This is a genomic window from Conyzicola nivalis, from assembly GCF_014639655.1.
Classification (GTDB): domain Bacteria; phylum Actinomycetota; class Actinomycetes; order Actinomycetales; family Microbacteriaceae; genus Conyzicola; species Conyzicola nivalis.
Window position 1 is genome coordinate 2,383,959 of sequence record NZ_BMGB01000001.1, and the last position, 15,777, is coordinate 2,399,735.

A 15,777-nucleotide genomic window follows, 5' to 3' on the forward strand; every position below is an offset into this window, starting at 1 on the left:
GACCCGACTCCCCAACCGGCAGACTGTGACTGTGACCAGAGCCCTCGACCGCGACATCCGGCGGCTCGCCCTCCCGGCGCTCGGTGCCCTCGTGGCCGAGCCGCTCTTCCTGCTCACCGACACCGCTCTCGTCGGCCACCTGGGCAGCGTGCCGCTCGCCGGTCTCGGCATCGCGAGCGTGGTGATCCAGACCGTGGTGGGTCTGCTCGTCTTCCTCGCCTACGCGACGACCCCGATGGTCGCCCGGCGCCTCGGTTCCGGCGATCTCACCGGCGCGGTGCGCGCGGGAATCGACGGCGTCTGGCTCGCGCTCGCGGTCGGCGCAGTGCTCGTCGCCGCCGGAGTACCGCTCTCGGGCTGGCTCGTCGGGCTGTTCGGGGCGTCGCCAGAGGTCACCGCCGCAGCGGCCACCTACCTCGCGATCGCCCTGTGGGGCATCCCCGCGCTGCTGCTCACGCTCGCCGCGAGCGGCCTGCTGCGCGGCCTGCAGAACACCACCACCCCGCTCGTCGTCGCCGGCGTCGGCTTCGCCGCGAACGCCGCACTCAACGCCGTGTTCATCTACGGTTTCGGCTGGGGCATTGCGGGCTCGGCGATCGGCACGGTCGTCGCCAGCTGGGGAATGGCGGCGGCTTACCTCGTGATCATCGTGCGTTCGGCGCGGGCGACCGGGGCGTCGCTCACCCCGCACGTCTCCGGGCTCGGCAGCGCGCTGCGCAGCGGCGGCTGGCTGCTGCTGCGCACGGCGTCCCTGCGCGTGGCCATGCTCGCGACGGTCGTCGTCGCGACCGACTTCGGCACGCACGAACTCGCGCCCACCCAGATCGCGCTGACGCTCTTCTCCACCCTGGCGTTCGTGCTGGACGCGCTGGCCATCGCGGGTCAGGCGATGATCGGTCACGGGCTGGGCGCATCCGACCTGCCGCGCGTCCGTGCCATCACCACGCGCCTGCTGCACTTCGGGGTGGGCGGCGGCGCCCTGCTCGGCGTGGCGATCGCCGCGCTCAGCCCGGTGCTTCCGGTGATTTTCACTTCGGATGACGCGATCTCGGTTGCCCTCACGGTGGTGTTGCTCGTGATGGCGGGCGGGATCCCGATCGCGGGTTACGTGTTCGTGCTCGACGGAGTGCTGATCGGCGCGGGCGACGCGAAGTACCTCGCGCTCACCGGCTTGGTGAACCTCGCCGTGTATCTGCCGCTGCTCTGGGCGGTCTCTGGCCTCGACGGAACTGCCGGTATCGCCTGGCTGTGGGCCGCGTTCGGCTTCGGCTACATCGGAGCCCGCGCGGTCACGCTGGGCCTGCGCGCGCGGGGCGACCGCTGGATCGTGACCGGCGCCTGAGGCCGGCCGGTCCCGTCGCGCCGCGTTTTGTCACCCCAGCGGCCAAATGTCCGGGGCGGGTGTGAAAAAAGGCCGCGCAACCCTGGTCAGCGGCCGGGCGCCGGGCCGGTCGTCGCACCGATGTGCAGCTCGCTCGTGAAGGCGGCAGGCTCGTCGGGTGCCGCGGCGAGACTCGCCAGCACGGCCCGACCGGCCGCGCTGCCCTTCTCGACGGCGGGCTGCACGAGCGTCGTGAGGTCGAGGTCGAGGCGCACGCCGTCGAAACCGAGCACGCTCAGGTCGCCGGGAACGCTGAGTCCGAGCGCCTCCGCCGCGCGGATCACACCCACGGCGAGCAGGTCGCTCTGCGCGATGACCGCTGTCGGGCGGTCGGCAGCCGACAGCAGCTCGCGGCCGGCGAGCTCGCCCTCCTCGACCGTGCTTCCCGCCGCGACGACCCCGACGGCGTCGGGATAGACGTCGCGGGCGCCCCGGATGCGTTGGGTCGCCGTGAACGCGGAACTCGCGGCCTCGCGCTCGGGCGTGAGCGCCCCGCGCTCGTGTTCCGGGCCGAGCGGCAGCGTGACGAGCGCCACCCGCTCGTGGCCGAGACCGCGCAGGTGCTCGGCGCCGCGCCGGGTCGCGTCGCGGTTGTCGAGGTCGATCGGCACGACGCCCTGCATGCGCTCCGCCTCGATGGCGACGATCGGGATGCCGCGTTGGCGCAGCGTCACGACGGACTGGTCGAGCCGCGTGCTGCAGCCGATGAGCACGACGGCGTCCATGGGCGCGACGGAGATGTCGGCCGCTCCCCCGGTGTCGGTGAGCAACAGCAGCGCGAGCCCGGCCGTGCCGGTGACGTCGGCGATGCCGTCGAGCATGGCGATGTTCATCGGGTCGCGGAACGCGTCGGCCAGACGGTCCTCGATCACGACGCCGATGATCCCGGAACGCCCGCGCCGCAGCGACTGGGCCCGCGGGTCGGGTCCGGCGTAATCGAGTTCGGCCGCCGCGGCGAGCACGCGCGCGCGGGTGGCGTCGGACACCGGGCCGGCGCCGCTGAAGGCGAGGGAGGCGGTAGACGCCGAGACGCCGGCGAGGGCGGCGACCGCCGCGAGGTTGGGGCGCGGGGGTGCGGCTGGCGCATCCGCCCCACTGGTAGTTGCTTCGGCTCCCATAGCTTGCTAGCTTAGTCGAATCGATTCGATCGAATCGATTCGACCTCCTGATCTCTCGGAGACCCCATGTCAGCAACGCCACCGTCGGCGCCGGCTACCAACGCAGCCGGCGCCCTCTCCCGCCACCAGGTCGTCGCCTGGCGCAACGCGATGTTCGTGATCTTCGCGCTGTGCGGGCTCGCCCTCGCCAGCTGGGTGTCCCGGTTGCCCGCGGTGCGCGACGAACTCGGCGCCTCGACCCTCGACATGGGCGTGCTCATCTTCGGGCTGTCGTTCGGCTCGATCCTCGGCCTGCTCGTGTCGAGCCACATCATCGCCCGGCTCGGGGCGCGCACGACCATGCGTTGGGGGTTCGTCATCGCGCCGATCGGCCTCGCCTCCGCGGGCCTCGCCGCGACCGTCGGGCCCAGCTTCCCCGTGATCTTCGTGGGACTCGCCGTGTTCGGCGCGGCGTTCAGCATCTGCGACGTGGGCATGAACGTCTCCGGCGCCGCCAACGAGCGCGCCCTCGGCCGCGCCATCATGCCGATCTACCACGCGTTCTTCAGCTTCGGCACGATCGTCGGCGCCGGTCTGGGTGCTCTCGCCGAAGCGCTCGACGTGCCGATCGCCGCCCACATCGGCATCATCGCCCTCGTCATCGTCGCGCTCGGCCAGGTCTCGCTGCGCTTCCTGCAGGACGAGAACTTCCTCGCCGACGGCGACGAACCGGTGGCCGACGACGACCACTCGAAGAGCTGGCGCGGCCGCCTGAGCATCTGGCGCGACCCGCGCACCCTGCTGATCGGCGTGATCGTGCTCGGCATGGCGTTCGCCGAGGGATCCGCGAACGACTGGCTGACCCTCGCCATGGTCGACGGCCACGGTGTCAGCGGCACCGTCGGCGCGCTGATGTTCGGCATCTTCGTGACGGCGATGACCGTCGGCCGCCTCAGCGGCGTCTTCCTGCTCGACCGGTTCGGGCGTGTCCCGGTGCTGCGCGGCTCGGCCGTGCTCGCCATCATCGGACTCGTCATCGTGATCTTCGGCCCGAGCGCCGAGATCGCGATCGTGGGCATCGTGCTCTGGGGGCTCGGCTCGTCGCTGGGCTTCCCGGTGGGCATGTCGGCCGCCGCGGACGACCCGAAGACCGCGGCCGCCCGGGTGAGCGCCGTCGCCACGATCGGCTACTGCGCGTTCCTGGTCGGCCCGCCCGTGATCGGCCTGCTCGGCGAGCACTTCGGCATCCTGCGCGCGCTGCTCGTGGTGCTGGTGCTTGTCGTCGCCGCGGGACTGGCGAGCGGCGCGGCCCGCGAGCCGAAGAACCCGACCGTCGCCGAGGCGTGAGCCGCGGCATCCGTCTCGCAACTCAGGCAGGAAATTGCGGGAGGCCCGAAAGGCCTGACAATTCGCGGATGCCACGGGTCGGCAGCCCGAATCTGCCTGATTTGCGAAGGTAGGCGGGTGGCAATCACGCCCGCGGCAGCACATAGGCTTGCCGGGTGCGCCTCGTTATAGCCAAGTGTTCCGTCGACTACGCCGGAAGGCTCAGTGCTCACCTGCCGGTGGCCACCCGGCTGCTGCTCGTGAAGGCCGACGGGAGTGTGCTCGTGCACTCCGACTCGCTGAGCTACAAGCCGCTCAACTGGATGAGCCCGCCGTGCACCCTGGCGCAGGTCGACCCCGAGCAGGCGCAGCTCGACGCGGGCGTCACCGAGATCTGGAAGGTCACGCAGGCGAAGACCGCCGACATGCTGGTGATCTCGATCCACGAGATCATGCTTGATTCGACCCACGACCTCGGCATCGACCCCGGCCTGCAGAAGGACGGCGTGGAGAGCGACCTGCAGAAGCTGCTCGCCGAGCAGATCGAACTGCTGGGCGACGGCTACCACCTGGTGCGGCGCGAGCACATGACCGCGATCGGTCCCGTGGACATTCTGGCGAAGGATGCCTCGGGCGCCAGTGTCGCCGTCGAGATCAAGCGGCGCGGCGACATCGACGGCGTCGAACAGCTCACCCGCTACCTCGAGCTGATGAACCGCGACCCGCACCTCGCGCCCGTGGTGGGCGTTTTCGCGGCGCAGGAGATCAAGCCGCAAGCCCGGATGCTGGCCCAGGACCGCGGCATCCGCTGCCTGCTACTCGACTACGACGCGATGCGCGGCATGGACGACAGCCACTCGCGCCTGTTCTAGCGACGCGGACCGACCCGCCACACTCGGGCAGCCGGTTTTAGTTACTTATCGTGCGTAACGCACGGATAGTATTCTCGTACCCGTCTGCCACGGACCGGAGGTAAGGAGTGACGAGCCACATGCCCGACATCGAGCAGATCTGCCGCGGTGACGTCGTAACGGCCGGACACTTGCGCGACGTGCTCGACCGCGTCGGCGACAAGTGGAGCATGCTCGTGATCAGCCTGCTCGAGCACGGGCCCCGCCGGTACGGCCAGCTCGCCACCGACATCCCCGGCATCTCACAACGGATGCTCACGGTGACGCTTCAGCGCCTCGAACGCGACGGACTGGTCACGCGCACGAGTTATCCGGAAATCCCTCCCCGCGTCGAATACGCTCTGTCCCCCCTCGGCGCGAGCCTGCAGGAGCCGATCAGCGCCCTGGCGCAGTGGGCCTACGCGCACAAGGACGAGTTCCTCGCGAGCCGCGACCGGTACGACGCGAAGGCCTGACATCTCGCCCGCCTAAACTGGGCGCAATATGACGACCCCATACAGCTGCATCCTGTTCGACCTCGACGGAACGATCGTCGACTCCGCTCCCGGAATCACCGCCACCCTGGCCTACATGTTCGAGCAGCTGGGCAAGCCGATCCCGACGCCGAGCGAACTGCTTCGCTATGTCGGCCCGCCGCTGCTCGATTCGTTCCGCGATCTCGCCGGGTTCTCCCCCGAGGAGTCTGCCCGAGCGCTCGGGATCTACCGCGAGAAGTACCTGAACGTGGGCGCCTACGACGCCACCCAGTACCCCGGCGTCGGCCTCGTGCTCAAGGCCGTGCACGAGAGCCCGCTGCCGATGTCGCTCGCGACGTCGAAGCCGGAGACGCCGGCCACGCTCATCCTCGAGCACTTCAACCTGGCCAGATACTTCGACATCATCACCGGCGCCTCCGACGACGAGGTGCGGAGCGCCAAGAAGGACGTCGTGGCCGAGGCGCTGATCCGTCTCGAGGCGATGGGGGCCGACATCTCGCGCCCCGTGCTGGTCGGCGACCGGGAGCACGACGTGCACGGTGCCGCCGCCAACGACGTCCCCACGATCTTCGTCGAGTGGGGCTACGGCTCGGTCGCCGAACAGGCCGGATCGGTCGCCGTAGTGAAGACGCCGGAAGAGCTCAAGACCCTGCTGCTCGGCTAGGTCGGCTCAGCCGAAGCTCACCCCGGTCAATTCTTCCGAGACCTCCCACACCTTCTTCGCGTCGTCCGCGCTGCGAAGGGGCGCCCACAGCTTCTGTTCGCCCGGCGCTCCCCCGAGGTTGCCCAGACCCTGCGGCCCGTAGAAGCCGCCGTTCTTGGCGTCCGGCGTTGTCGCGGCCAGGAGGGCGGGCAGCTTCGCACTGTCGACAGTGCCGACGACGACGCCGCGGGCGGAGAGCCAACGGATTATCCGCACCTCCCGCGTGTCCTCGGTCCTCCCCACCTCCGGTCGCGCCGCCAGAAGGTTGGTCGGCGCGACGCCCGGGTGTGAGACATTGCTCGTGATGCCCCAGCCGGCCGCCACACTACGTCGCGCCAGTTCCAGGCCGAACAGCCCGAAGGCGATTTTCGACTGCGTGTAGGCGCGCATCCCGTCGTAATCGTGCTGCCAGCCGAGGTCGTCCCAGTTGATCGTGCCGCTGCGGGCAGCGATGCTCGACTGGGAGGTCACGCGGCCGCGACCGGCTCGGAGCAACGGCAGGAGGTGCGCGGTGAGCGCGAAGTGACCGAGATGGTTGGTGCCGAACTGCAACTCGAACCCGTCGGCCGTCGTCTGCCGCGTCGGCGGGGTCATCACACCCGCGTTGTTGACGAGCAGTTGCACGGGCACGCCCTCGGCCCGCAGCTCTTCGCCGAGCGCCGCTACGGACGCGAGCGAGGAGAGATCCATCTGGCGCAGCGACACCCGGGCGTCGGGCTGGCCGTCGCGGATCTTCGCTATCGCCGCTTCGCCCTTGCGGAGGTTGCGCACCGGCATGATCACCTCCGCCCCTGCGGCGGCGAGTCGCGCGGCAATGCCGGTGCCCATCCCGTCGCTGGCACCGGTGACCACGGCTCGCGTGTTCGAGAGGTTCCGAATGGTGATGTCGTGCTGTCGTCGTGACATGGGTGGCGCCTTCTGGTCGGTGGATGCACCGTTCGGTGCCACAAGCGATGGTGCGCGACTTCGCGCCCGCTATCCACGGCCCGACGATCCGTGGATGAGCGCGACCGGGTGGGCGAGAATCAACTCATGATCGATCGCGTCGGCCTCGCCGACTTCCTCCGCCGCCGCCGCGAAGACCTGCAGCCCGAAGACGTCGGGCTGCCGAGGGGTCCACGACGCCGCACAACCGGCCTCCGCCGGGAAGAGGTCGCCGCGCTCTGCCACATGTCGACCGACTACTACTCCCGGCTCGAGCGAGAGCGCGGCCCGCAGCCGTCGGAGCAGATGATCGCCTCGATGGCCCAGGGACTGCATCTGTCCCGCGACGAGCGTGATCACCTCTTCCTCCTCGCCGGGCACAGGGTTCCAGACCGGATCTCCGGGGGCGACCATGTCAGCCCCGGGATGATGCGCATCTTCGACCGGCTGACCGACACGCCTGCCGAGATCGTCACCGAGCTCGGCGAAACCCTGCGGCAGACGGCGCTCGGCGCCGCGATCGCCGGCGACGCGAGTCCGCGCACCGGCCCCTCGCGCAGCATCGGCTACCGCTGGTTCAGCGACCCGGCGGCACGGGAGCTCCACCCGCCGGAAGACCACGAGTTCTACTCGCGCCTCTACGTCTCGGGGCTGCGGGGCGCGATGGTCCGACGCGGACCCGACTCGCGGGCCGCCCATCTCGCGACGCTGTTGAATGAGAACAGCAGGGAGTTCGCCGCCCTGTGGGACAAGCACGAGGTCGGGATCGCGCCCCGCGAGCTGAAGCGCTACCAGCACCCGACCGTCGGCCTGCTCGAGCTCAACTGCCAGGTCTTGCTCGATCCGGAGCAGGCGCACGCGCTGCTCGTCTACACCGCGGTGCCCGGCAGCGAGAGCTATGAGAAGCTGCAGTTGCTCTCCGTATTGGCGGTCCCGGTGGCGGCTGAGTAGGGTGCCGCGCGACGTGCTCAACCGGCGAGAACGCGCGCGATCGTCACCCGGGTTCGGTAGGGCATCCGGTACTCGGTGAGCCCGGCGAGGTCGGGGTGGGTGTCGAGCAGCGTGCCGAGCTCGGCGAGCAGCGCGTCCCGCTCGAGCGCCTCCATCGTGATGACGTAGCTGCGCGACGTGACCATCGCGAGCAGCTCGTCGCGGGTCAGGGTGTTCTCCCAGGGGAACTCGGTGTAGCTCTCGATCTTCAGCGGCGCCGCGACATCCGGGTCGACGCTGTCGTACCTCTCCGCCTCCGAGGCCCCCATCACCTCGCCGAGGGCCGCGACCCAGTCGACGTCAGGATCGCGGATGTTCCAGACCAACGCGAGGGCGCCGCCGGGCCGAAGCACACGCGCCACCTCGGCGCTTGCCGCGGGCACGTCGACCCAGTGCCACGCCTGCGCGAACGTCACGAGGTCGGCGCTCGCGTCGGGCAGCGGGATCTCCTCGGCGCGTCCGGCGAGCGCGGTCACGCCCGGGTGGTTGCGCGCGAGGCGCGCGAGCATCGCCGCGTCGGGTTCGACCGCGGTCACCGCGAGCCCACGCGCGACGAGCGAGGCGGTGAACTTGCCCGTCCCGGCTCCGACGTCGACGACCGCGTGCGGGTCGACCCGGTCGACGATCCAGTCGACGGCGTCGTCGGGGTAGCCTGGGCGGCCGCGCTCGTAGTCGCCGACGTTCTGGCCGAATGAGAGGGCGTGCCGGGGGTCGCGGGTCATGACTCCAGTCTGGGCGGATCGGGTTAGGCCGTCCACTGGCGCGGGTTGACGGCCGTCACGCAACCGAGGCGGTTTCGGGCGGATGACTCGACCGTGACGGGCTCATCGCGCCGGAACCGGCTCGGGTGAGGGCACCGGTGGGTGCGGTCTCGATGCGGTCGCTGCGCGCCCTGCTCGACCGGCTCGACCGGCTCGACCGGCGACCGGCGACCGGCGACCGGCGACCGGCCTCCGGCGTCAGCGCGCCAGGCGCTCCACCACCCCGCCGTACACCCGCGGGAGCGCGGCGGCGAGCGGCACGATCGCGGGCCGCAGCGGCGACCGGGCGGCCGCGACCAGCCCCGACGTGAGCACCCGGAAGTCGCGCGTGATGCTCATCCAGTCCTGCTCGTAACCACCCGGGAGGCCGTGCGCCACCGCGGACACGGCCGCCTCCGCCTGGGCGAAACCGAGCCGGAGGCCCTCCCCCGTGATCGCGTCGACGTAGCCCGAGGCGTCGCCGACGAGCAACACCCGCCCGCGGTGCCGCCGCGAGGTGCGCTGCCGCAGCGGGCCGGCGCCGCGCAGCGTGCTCGCCGGCTCGGCGTCGAGCAGGAAGGCGAGCTCGGGAATGCCGGCGAGCGCCCGCGCGAAGTCGATTCCGCGGCGCCCGAGCAGGGCGATGCCCACGGTGTCGGGCGCGACGGGCGTGACGTAGGCCTCGACCTCGCCGCTCCAGTGCACCTCGATGAGGTCGCTCCACGGCGCCACCGCGAAGTGCTGCCGCACCCCGAACCGGCGCCCCCGACGGGATGCCGGCAGCTCCACGCCGATCTCGCGCCGCACGGTCGAGTGCAGCCCGTCGCATCCGAACAGCCATCTGGCGCGCATCCCGGCGGCCGTCACCGACGCGGCGTCCTGCGAGATCGGACCGACCTTGGTCTCGTCGAAGGCGACGCCGAGCTCGACGGCCCTGGCGTGCAGGGCGGCGTGCAGCTCGGTGCGCCGCACCCCGCGGCCCTCGCCCGACGCCGCGGTGAAGCGGTGGTCGGCGTGCCGACCTCGTGTGCGATAGCTGACTCCGCGCAACGGCATTCCCGAGGGGTCGACGCCGAGCCTCTTCAGCCGGGGCAGCGCGCCGGGCATCAGGCCCTCGCCGCAGGCCTTGTCGATGTCGCCCGACCGCGGTTCGGCGACCACTACGCTGAGCCCGGCGAGCCGCGCCTCGATAGCGGCCGCGAGGCCGACGGGCCCGCCGCCCGCCACGATGAGGTCGACGTCGAAACCGCTCATCAGACCGGGGAGCTAGGGGCCAGCTTCCGCAGCGCCTCGTTCTCGGTCGGGATGCGGAATCGCAGCAGCAGAATGGCGTTCAGCACGGTGAAGGCGATCGCGGTGATCCACGCCGTGTGCACGAGCGGGAGGGCGATGCCCTCGACCGCGACGATGAGGTAGTTGGGGTGGGGCAGCCAGTCGAACCGGTACGGACCCTTCGCCTTCACGGCGCCGGCGCCCGGGACCACGATCACACGGGTGTTCCACTGCGCGCCGAGCGCGGCGATGCACCAGTAGCGGCCGACCTGGCAGAGCAGCGCGATCGCGAACATGGGCCAGCCGAGCCACGGGATGAACGGCCGGTCGAGCAGGAACACCTCGGCGATGCACGCGAGCAGGAACCCGGTGTGCAGCGCGACCATCCACGGGAAGTGGGATTGGCCGTACTCGACGCCTCCCCGCGCGAATGCCGCCGACGCGTTGCGCTTCGAGACGACGAGCTCGTAGATGCGCTCGGCACCGGTGAACAGGATGAATGCCAGGTACGCGATCACGCGGCCCACTCTAGTAGTACGAACTCGGCGCTGACGCCCGGGCCGAGCGCGAAGAGCAGGCCGGGCGCCCCCGCGTCGAACGAGCCGAGCTCGAGGGTGTCGGCCAGCACGTGCAACACGGCCGCCGACGACAGGTTGCCGACGCGGTCGAGGCACGCCCAGCTGCGAGCGAACACCGAGGCGTCCACCTCGAGGGCGGTCACGAACGCGTCGAGCACCTTCGGGCCTCCCGGGTGGGCGACCCACCAGTCGATGTCGCCGACGGCGAGCTGCCGCGTCGATAGGAAGGCCGCGACATCCGAAGCAAAGTTCTTCTCGATCACATCGGCGACCCCCGGGGTCAGCACGATCTCGAATCCGTTGCCGCCCACGTTGAAGCCGATCACGTCGCGGGTGTCGGGGTAGGTCGCGCTCAGAGTGGCCGCCACGCGTGGTCCGGCCGACCTGGGGTGCTCATCGCCCACCATCACGACGGCCGCGGCACCGTCGCCGAACAGGCCGGTCGCCACGAAGTTCGCCATGGTGGCGTCGTCGCGCTGCAGGGTGAGCGAGCAGAGTTCGACGCTCAGCAGCACGGCCACGCCCTCGGGGTGCCCCTCGAGGTAGTCGTGCACGCGCGAGATCCCGGCCGCGCCGCCCATGCAGCCGAGCCCGTAGGAGGGAAGACGTTTCACGTCCGAGCGCATGCCGAGCCGTGACACGAGCAGGGCGTCGACCGACGGCGCTGCGATTCCGGTGACAGAGGTGAACAGCACGAAGTCGATGTCGGATGCCACGAGCCCCGCGTCGTCCAGAGCGAGCCGCAGGGCGCGCTCGGCCAAGTCTGTCGCGACCTCGATGAAGATGTCGTTGGTCTCGCGGAAGGTCCCGAGCTCGCGGTAACGCTCGAGGGGGAGGGCGGTGTGGCGGGTGCCGATGCCGCTCGCGGCGTGCATGCGCTCGATCACTGCCTGGCGTGCGGGTACCGACGTGATCAGCGGCGCCAGTTCGGCGGTGATCTCGCTTTGTGTGTAGACAAAATCCGGAAGCACGGGGGCGACCGCTGCAATGCGGGTCATTCTCAGAACGTAGCACTCGGGCGGCGTGCCTCCCGGGTCGCGCCGACCCCTCGCCACGGCCGTCGTGTGCGCCTACGATGGCACGCGTTCCCCGACCAGCCGATCGACGCCTACTTGGCGTTGTCGGCGAGAATCTGGTCGACGTCGATCCCGGCCAGCAGTGCGGTCCAGTCGATCTGCCGGGCCGACTCCGCCGCGTCCTCGTCGGCGTAGGCCTTGCCGTTGCGGTGAACGACCACGCCCGCGGGCAACAGCAGGTTGAGCTGGGCGAGCACGGCGTCGTCGACCGCCCCGGTGTCGAAGTCGGCGCCGACTTCGGCGAAGTAGTCGGCGGACACCGTGTAGGGAACGGTTGCGATCTCGACCTGTGCCATGGTGCTCCTTCTCGTGCGTTCGGTTGCGCCCAATCTAGCGCCGGGGGCTCCTCCCCGCCGCGGGATGCTCGGCCGGCAGCGCGTGCCGTTTGCCCTCGGCGGCCAGAGCGGCGTTCTTCTTCTCCCAGTCGCGCACGGCCTGGCGTTCCGGTTCGATGGCGGCGAATTCCTTGCACGTCAGCACGGGTTCTCCACAGGCGCATGCACCGAATTTCGCGTCGTTCTCGTGGTGCAGCCGTTCGAGTCGCCAGAGAACGGCCATCGCCCTGTCGTTGCGGCGGTTGGCGAGCTCCGTGGCCCGGTCCGCGCGGCGCACGACGTCGTTTTCGAGCAGGTCGCGCACCCCGCCGGCGGCGAATTCGCCGGCGACCACGGCCGTGAGCCCGGCGGACTCGGCGCGCAGACTCGCGACCACGGCCGCTTCGTCGGCGAGGTTCGCCCGCAACCGCTCGACCTCAGCGTGATGGTTAACCTGCTGGTCAGCGGCGAGATGCGCCCACATCGTGACGTGCTCGCGATCGCGGCGCTCCGACTTGTCGGTGCCGAGGTGGCTGACACACGTCGCGCAGACCACCTGGTCGCTCGGCGACGCGAATCGGAACACCCGTGGCGCCAGGCAGCAGAGACACTGCGCCGTGACATCCACATGCAACTCGTAAGCGTGGGGCACGTGCCGCTCCTTCTATTCACACACACGTTCGAACACAAATATGCAGGTGAGTCGTTAAGTTCGAATTACACGCCTGTAGTTATCCACAGGTGTTTTCACATGTACGAAAGTTTTATCCACAGGTGCTTATACACATGTTAATTGTTTCGCCGCGGGTGCCATCGATCGCCCGGAAACCGGCATACGCTGGGGATGTTCCCCCTAACGAAGGAGTCGCCGTGACCCTCTCCAACGAGCGCATTCCCGCACCCGACGAGCCCACCGTCCCCGAGCTCGAGGCCGACCAGACGATCGCACCGCGCCCCGAAGAAGAGATCGCCGACGCCCTGCGCGCGAAACCCGACACCGAAGACCACAGCCAGGCCTGACCCGCCGGTCTAACCGACCGTCTTCGCCACCGCGAACCGGTAGGCGTTGTTCAGCCGGTACCCGCCTTCGACGCGGAACGGCCGAGCCGCCGCGAGCACCACGGGGGCCAGTTCACGCAGCACCGAGGGGTCTTCGCCCAGCAGCACCCCGCGCACGAGCGTCTCGTCGTCGGGCACGAGCCACGGCACGTCGACGAGGCCCGCCGTCACGACCTCGAACCCGCTCTCCTCGAGCACCGCCTCAAGCCCGCCGGCCACCCGCAGGTCGCCGTCCGGTCCCGGCTCGACGCCGTCCGCCGCGGCCACGGCCGCCTCCACCGCGTCCAGGTCGTTGCGGGCGCCCTCGGCCCAGTTGGCGATAGCGACCGACCCGCCGGGCGCCAGCACCCGCGCGAATCCGCCGAGGGTTTCGACCGTGTCATCCGCAAACTGCAACGCGTTCACGGCCGTGACGACGTCGAACGAGCCGTCGGGCCAGTCGAGCCGCTCCGCGACACCCGACCGCACATCGGCGAGCGGCGCCACCCGGCGGGCGACCTCGACCATGCCAGGAGCGGGGTCGATGCCGACCGCGCGGGCGCCGACCGCACCCAGGGCCCGCAGAAACTCGCCGCTGCCGCAGCCCACGTCGAGAACGCGCGAGCCGGCGCGAATGCCGGATGCCGCGATCAGCGCGTCGTGCACCGGTGCGCCCGACGACCCCCACAGTTCGCTCCACTGCGCCGCGAGGGCCGACCAGCCGTCTTCCATGCGCCCCACCCTAGCCGCGGAATTCTCGTGGCCCGCGTGTGGTTGATTCGCGGGTATGGCAACGCCGCCGTGACACCCCCCTCCACGAGCGAGAACGGAACCATCCATGCGCACTCTCAGCCGTCGGGCGAGTTTCCTCGTCGCCGCCGCCATCGCCGCGATCGCGCTGTGGACGAGCGCGGCCCCCACCGTCACCTATCCCGTCTACGCCGCCGAGTGGCAGCTACCCACCTCGGCGACCACGGCCATCTTCGCCGTGTATCCGATCGTGCTCGTGCTGGCCCTCGCGGTCTTCGGCAACCTCTCCGACTACATCGGCAGGCGCGCCTCCATCCTCATCGGCCTGCTCGGGTCGTTCGTCGGCGTCGTGCTCTTCGCCGTGGCGCCGAGCGTGGAGTGGCTCTTCGTGGGCCGCGCGTTTATGGGTCTGGGCGTCGCATTCTCGCTGAGCCCGGCCACGGCCGCCATCGTCGAGTTCAGCAAGCCAGGCCAGGGCAAGCGGGCGGGCGCCATCACCACGGCGTCGACGGCGATCGGGATCGTGCTCGCGATGCTCGTGGGCGGCGCGCTCATCGAGTACGCGCCGCTGCCGACCCACCTCAACTTCGTCGTGCTGGCCGCGGTCGTGGCGGTCGTCGCCGGTTTCGCGTGGTTCCTTCCGCGCCACACCGCCGCCGAGGCTCAGGGACGCTGGCGCCCGCGGGGCATCACGGTGCCCCACGGCATCCGGCGCTTCTTCCTCATCGGCGCCGTCTCGGTGACGGCGGCCTTCGCCGTCGGCGTCATCGTGCTCTCGCTCGGCGCCGACATCGCCCAGGAGCTCATCCAGAGCGACAACGCCCTCGTCAACGGCGCGGTACTCGCGCTCAACGCCGCGGCGATCGCCGTGGCCGCGATCGTGCTGCGCAACGTGCGTGCGGTGAACCTGATCATGATCGGCGCGGGCGCCACGGTCGTCGGTCTCGCGGTGATGCTCGCCTCGTCGATGCAGCACTCGCTGGCGCTGTTCCTCGTCGCGGCCGTGATCACCGGCGTGGGCTACAGCCTGCTCTTCGGCGGCGGACTCGGCATCGTCAGCACGACGGCGCCCGCGCACCACCGCGCCGGCACCCTGTCGGCCGTCTACCTCATCGCCTACTTTTTCCAGGGCGCCACGGCGCTCTTCCTCGGGGCGCTCGCCACCGGGTACGACCTGCAGCTGGCCCTCGAGATCGGCGCGGGCATCGTGACCGTGTTCAGCCTGACCGCGCTCACCCTCGCGTTCACCCTCGGCCGCGGGCCCCAGCCCGACCTGACCCCCGCGACCGCCTGAGCCGCCCCTTCTCCTCCTCGCAACTCAGGCAGAATTTCGGATGCCTCGGGGCGAGGTACCGGGATCGGCGGGTTTCCGCGGCCGCGACATCCGCGAAGCCCCACCGCCGCGCGATCTGCCTGAGTTGCGAGAGGTGAGAATAGGGGGATGGCCCTCGAACTGCGCATCCGCCCGCTCGCCGCGACCGATGTCGACGACGTGGTCGCCGCCTCCGACGTCGACCGGGGCACCCTGCTCGCGGATGTGACGAGCTGGCAGCAGCAGAAGGCACCGACCATCGTCGCCCGCACGATCGACGGCGCCTTCGTCGGTTTCGCGCGGGCCCGGCCGAACGAGGTGGAGACGAGTCCGCGCCCCGAGGGCCAGGTTGCCGAGTTCACCCACCTGTTCGTCGTCGGCGACCAGCGCGGCAACGGCGCGGGCACCGCTCTCGTCGAACGCACGCTGAAGACTCTGCGCCTGCTCGGCTTCGCCCGGGTGGTGGCCGCCGCGAACGAGCCGACCGCCGCCTGGCTGGCGCAGCGCGGCTGGGAGGTGCTGCCCGCGGGCCGCGCCCTGGCCTGGGTCGAACCGTTCATCGCGCGCGACGACCTGTGGCACCCCGACGCGCGGTCCGGCAGCTTCTCGCCGCTGCTCGCTATGCCGTTGGCGAAGAACCGGCCGGTGCAGGCGTGGATGCGCCTCGCCGACGCCCCGCCCCTGATCGACGCGCTGTACGACCCGCGCGGCGACGCCGACGCCCACGCGGTCACCGCCATCACGGCCGCCCTGGTCGACCGGCCCGACGTGCTCGCGAAACTGCCGCCCCTGCTTCGTGCCGCGCTGCACTTCCCGGCCTACGACGCTGCGGCGCCCGAGGTCGAGGGGTAGCCTAGACACCAGTCAGTTCGTGCGGGCCTTGATTTGG

At 70.6% G+C, this 15,777-nt stretch carries 18 protein-coding genes; 9 read left to right on the plus strand and 9 right to left on the minus strand.

Going from position 1 to position 15,777, the window contains the following annotated elements:
* The first annotated feature begins 31 nt into the window (after positions 1–31).
* The gene (locus IEV96_RS11855) at positions 32–1,342 is read left to right on the plus strand and encodes an MATE family efflux transporter (RefSeq protein ID WP_229733277.1); all 1,311 of its coding nucleotides are present in this window, start codon (positions 32–34) and stop codon (positions 1,340–1,342) included.
* A gap of 86 nt (positions 1,343–1,428) precedes the next feature.
* Here IEV96_RS11855 and IEV96_RS11860 read toward each other — a convergent pair whose 3' ends face one another.
* Positions 1,429–2,499, minus strand: coding sequence for a LacI family DNA-binding transcriptional regulator (locus tag IEV96_RS11860; protein WP_188510792.1), 1,071 nt, complete (start codon positions 2,497–2,499; stop codon positions 1,429–1,431).
* Positions 2,500–2,565: 66 nt separating this feature from the next.
* Between IEV96_RS11860 and IEV96_RS11865 the strand changes: the two genes are divergently transcribed.
* The 4 genes from IEV96_RS11865 to IEV96_RS11880 all read left to right on the plus strand — a co-directional run bounded on the left by IEV96_RS11865 (position 2,566) and on the right by IEV96_RS11880 (position 5,855).
* Positions 2,566–3,825: an MFS transporter gene (locus IEV96_RS11865; protein WP_188510793.1), complete on the plus strand. Its 1,260-nt coding sequence runs from the start codon at positions 2,566–2,568 to the stop codon at positions 3,823–3,825.
* A gap of 155 nt (positions 3,826–3,980) precedes the next feature.
* Positions 3,981–4,676 carry an endonuclease NucS gene (gene nucS / locus IEV96_RS11870; RefSeq protein ID WP_188510794.1) on the plus strand — a complete coding sequence of 232 codons (696 nt, stop codon included), beginning with the start codon at positions 3,981–3,983 and terminating at the stop codon, positions 4,674–4,676.
* A gap of 107 nt (positions 4,677–4,783) precedes the next feature.
* Positions 4,784–5,170 (plus strand): winged helix-turn-helix transcriptional regulator, encoded by a 387-nt coding sequence (locus tag IEV96_RS11875; RefSeq protein WP_308419482.1) that lies wholly within the window; start codon positions 4,784–4,786, stop codon positions 5,168–5,170.
* Positions 5,171–5,198: 28 nt separating this feature from the next.
* Positions 5,199–5,855 (plus strand): HAD hydrolase-like protein, encoded by a 657-nt coding sequence (locus tag IEV96_RS11880; protein ID WP_188510795.1) that lies wholly within the window; start codon positions 5,199–5,201, stop codon positions 5,853–5,855.
* Positions 5,856–5,861: 6 nt separating this feature from the next.
* Here IEV96_RS11880 and IEV96_RS11885 read toward each other — a convergent pair whose 3' ends face one another.
* Complete coding sequence (locus tag IEV96_RS11885; RefSeq protein ID WP_188510796.1) at positions 5,862–6,800, minus strand: SDR family oxidoreductase; 939 nt, start codon at positions 6,798–6,800, stop codon at positions 5,862–5,864.
* 126 nt (positions 6,801–6,926) lie between these two features.
* Here IEV96_RS11885 and IEV96_RS11890 point away from each other — a divergent pair, with 126 nt between their 5' ends.
* Positions 6,927–7,769 carry a helix-turn-helix transcriptional regulator gene (locus tag IEV96_RS11890; protein ID WP_188510797.1) on the plus strand — a complete coding sequence of 281 codons (843 nt, stop codon included), beginning with the start codon at positions 6,927–6,929 and terminating at the stop codon, positions 7,767–7,769.
* A gap of 17 nt (positions 7,770–7,786) precedes the next feature.
* On the opposite strand, the gene IEV96_RS11895 is transcribed toward IEV96_RS11890, so the two are convergent.
* The 6 genes from IEV96_RS11895 to IEV96_RS11920 all read right to left on the minus strand — a co-directional run bounded on the left by IEV96_RS11895 (position 7,787) and on the right by IEV96_RS11920 (position 12,440).
* Positions 7,787–8,530, minus strand: coding sequence for a class I SAM-dependent methyltransferase (locus IEV96_RS11895; protein WP_188510798.1), 744 nt, complete (start codon positions 8,528–8,530; stop codon positions 7,787–7,789).
* A 237-nt stretch (positions 8,531–8,767) separates the two neighbouring features.
* Entirely contained in the window at positions 8,768–9,802 is a 1,035-nt protein-coding gene (locus IEV96_RS11900) for an NAD(P)/FAD-dependent oxidoreductase (protein WP_188510799.1), read from the minus strand.
* Positions 9,802–10,338, minus strand: a complete 537-nt coding sequence (locus tag IEV96_RS11905) for an isoprenylcysteine carboxyl methyltransferase family protein (protein ID WP_188510800.1) — start codon at positions 10,336–10,338, stop codon at positions 9,802–9,804. Before IEV96_RS11905 ends, IEV96_RS11900 begins: the two co-directional genes overlap by 1 nt.
* A complete protein-coding gene (locus tag IEV96_RS11910; RefSeq protein ID WP_188510801.1) occupies positions 10,335–11,396 on the minus strand; it encodes a type III polyketide synthase in 1,062 nt (353 codons plus the stop codon). Before IEV96_RS11910 ends, IEV96_RS11905 begins: the two co-directional genes overlap by 4 nt.
* 110 nt (positions 11,397–11,506) lie before the next feature.
* Positions 11,507–11,770 carry a hypothetical protein gene (locus IEV96_RS11915; protein WP_188510802.1) on the minus strand — a complete coding sequence of 88 codons (264 nt, stop codon included), beginning with the start codon at positions 11,768–11,770 and terminating at the stop codon, positions 11,507–11,509.
* 34 nt (positions 11,771–11,804) lie between these two features.
* Entirely contained in the window at positions 11,805–12,440 is a 636-nt protein-coding gene (locus tag IEV96_RS11920) for a hypothetical protein (RefSeq protein ID WP_188510803.1), read from the minus strand.
* Positions 12,441–12,658: 218 nt separating this feature from the next.
* Between IEV96_RS11920 and IEV96_RS11925 the strand changes: the two genes are divergently transcribed.
* On the plus strand, positions 12,659–12,808 hold the full coding sequence (locus IEV96_RS11925; RefSeq protein ID WP_188510804.1) for a hypothetical protein: 150 nt from the start codon (positions 12,659–12,661) through the stop codon (positions 12,806–12,808).
* 9 nt (positions 12,809–12,817) lie between these two features.
* On the opposite strand, the gene IEV96_RS11930 is transcribed toward IEV96_RS11925, so the two are convergent.
* Complete coding sequence (locus tag IEV96_RS11930; protein WP_188510805.1) at positions 12,818–13,558, minus strand: class I SAM-dependent methyltransferase; 741 nt, start codon at positions 13,556–13,558, stop codon at positions 12,818–12,820.
* 106 nt (positions 13,559–13,664) lie between these two features.
* Between IEV96_RS11930 and IEV96_RS11935 the strand changes: the two genes are divergently transcribed.
* Positions 13,665–14,870, plus strand: a complete 1,206-nt coding sequence (locus IEV96_RS11935; RefSeq protein WP_188510806.1) for an MFS transporter — start codon at positions 13,665–13,667, stop codon at positions 14,868–14,870.
* 147 nt (positions 14,871–15,017) lie between these two features.
* Positions 15,018–15,740 (plus strand): GNAT family N-acetyltransferase, encoded by a 723-nt coding sequence (locus IEV96_RS11940; RefSeq protein WP_188510807.1) that lies wholly within the window; start codon positions 15,018–15,020, stop codon positions 15,738–15,740.
* Positions 15,741–15,777 lie beyond the last annotated feature (37 nt).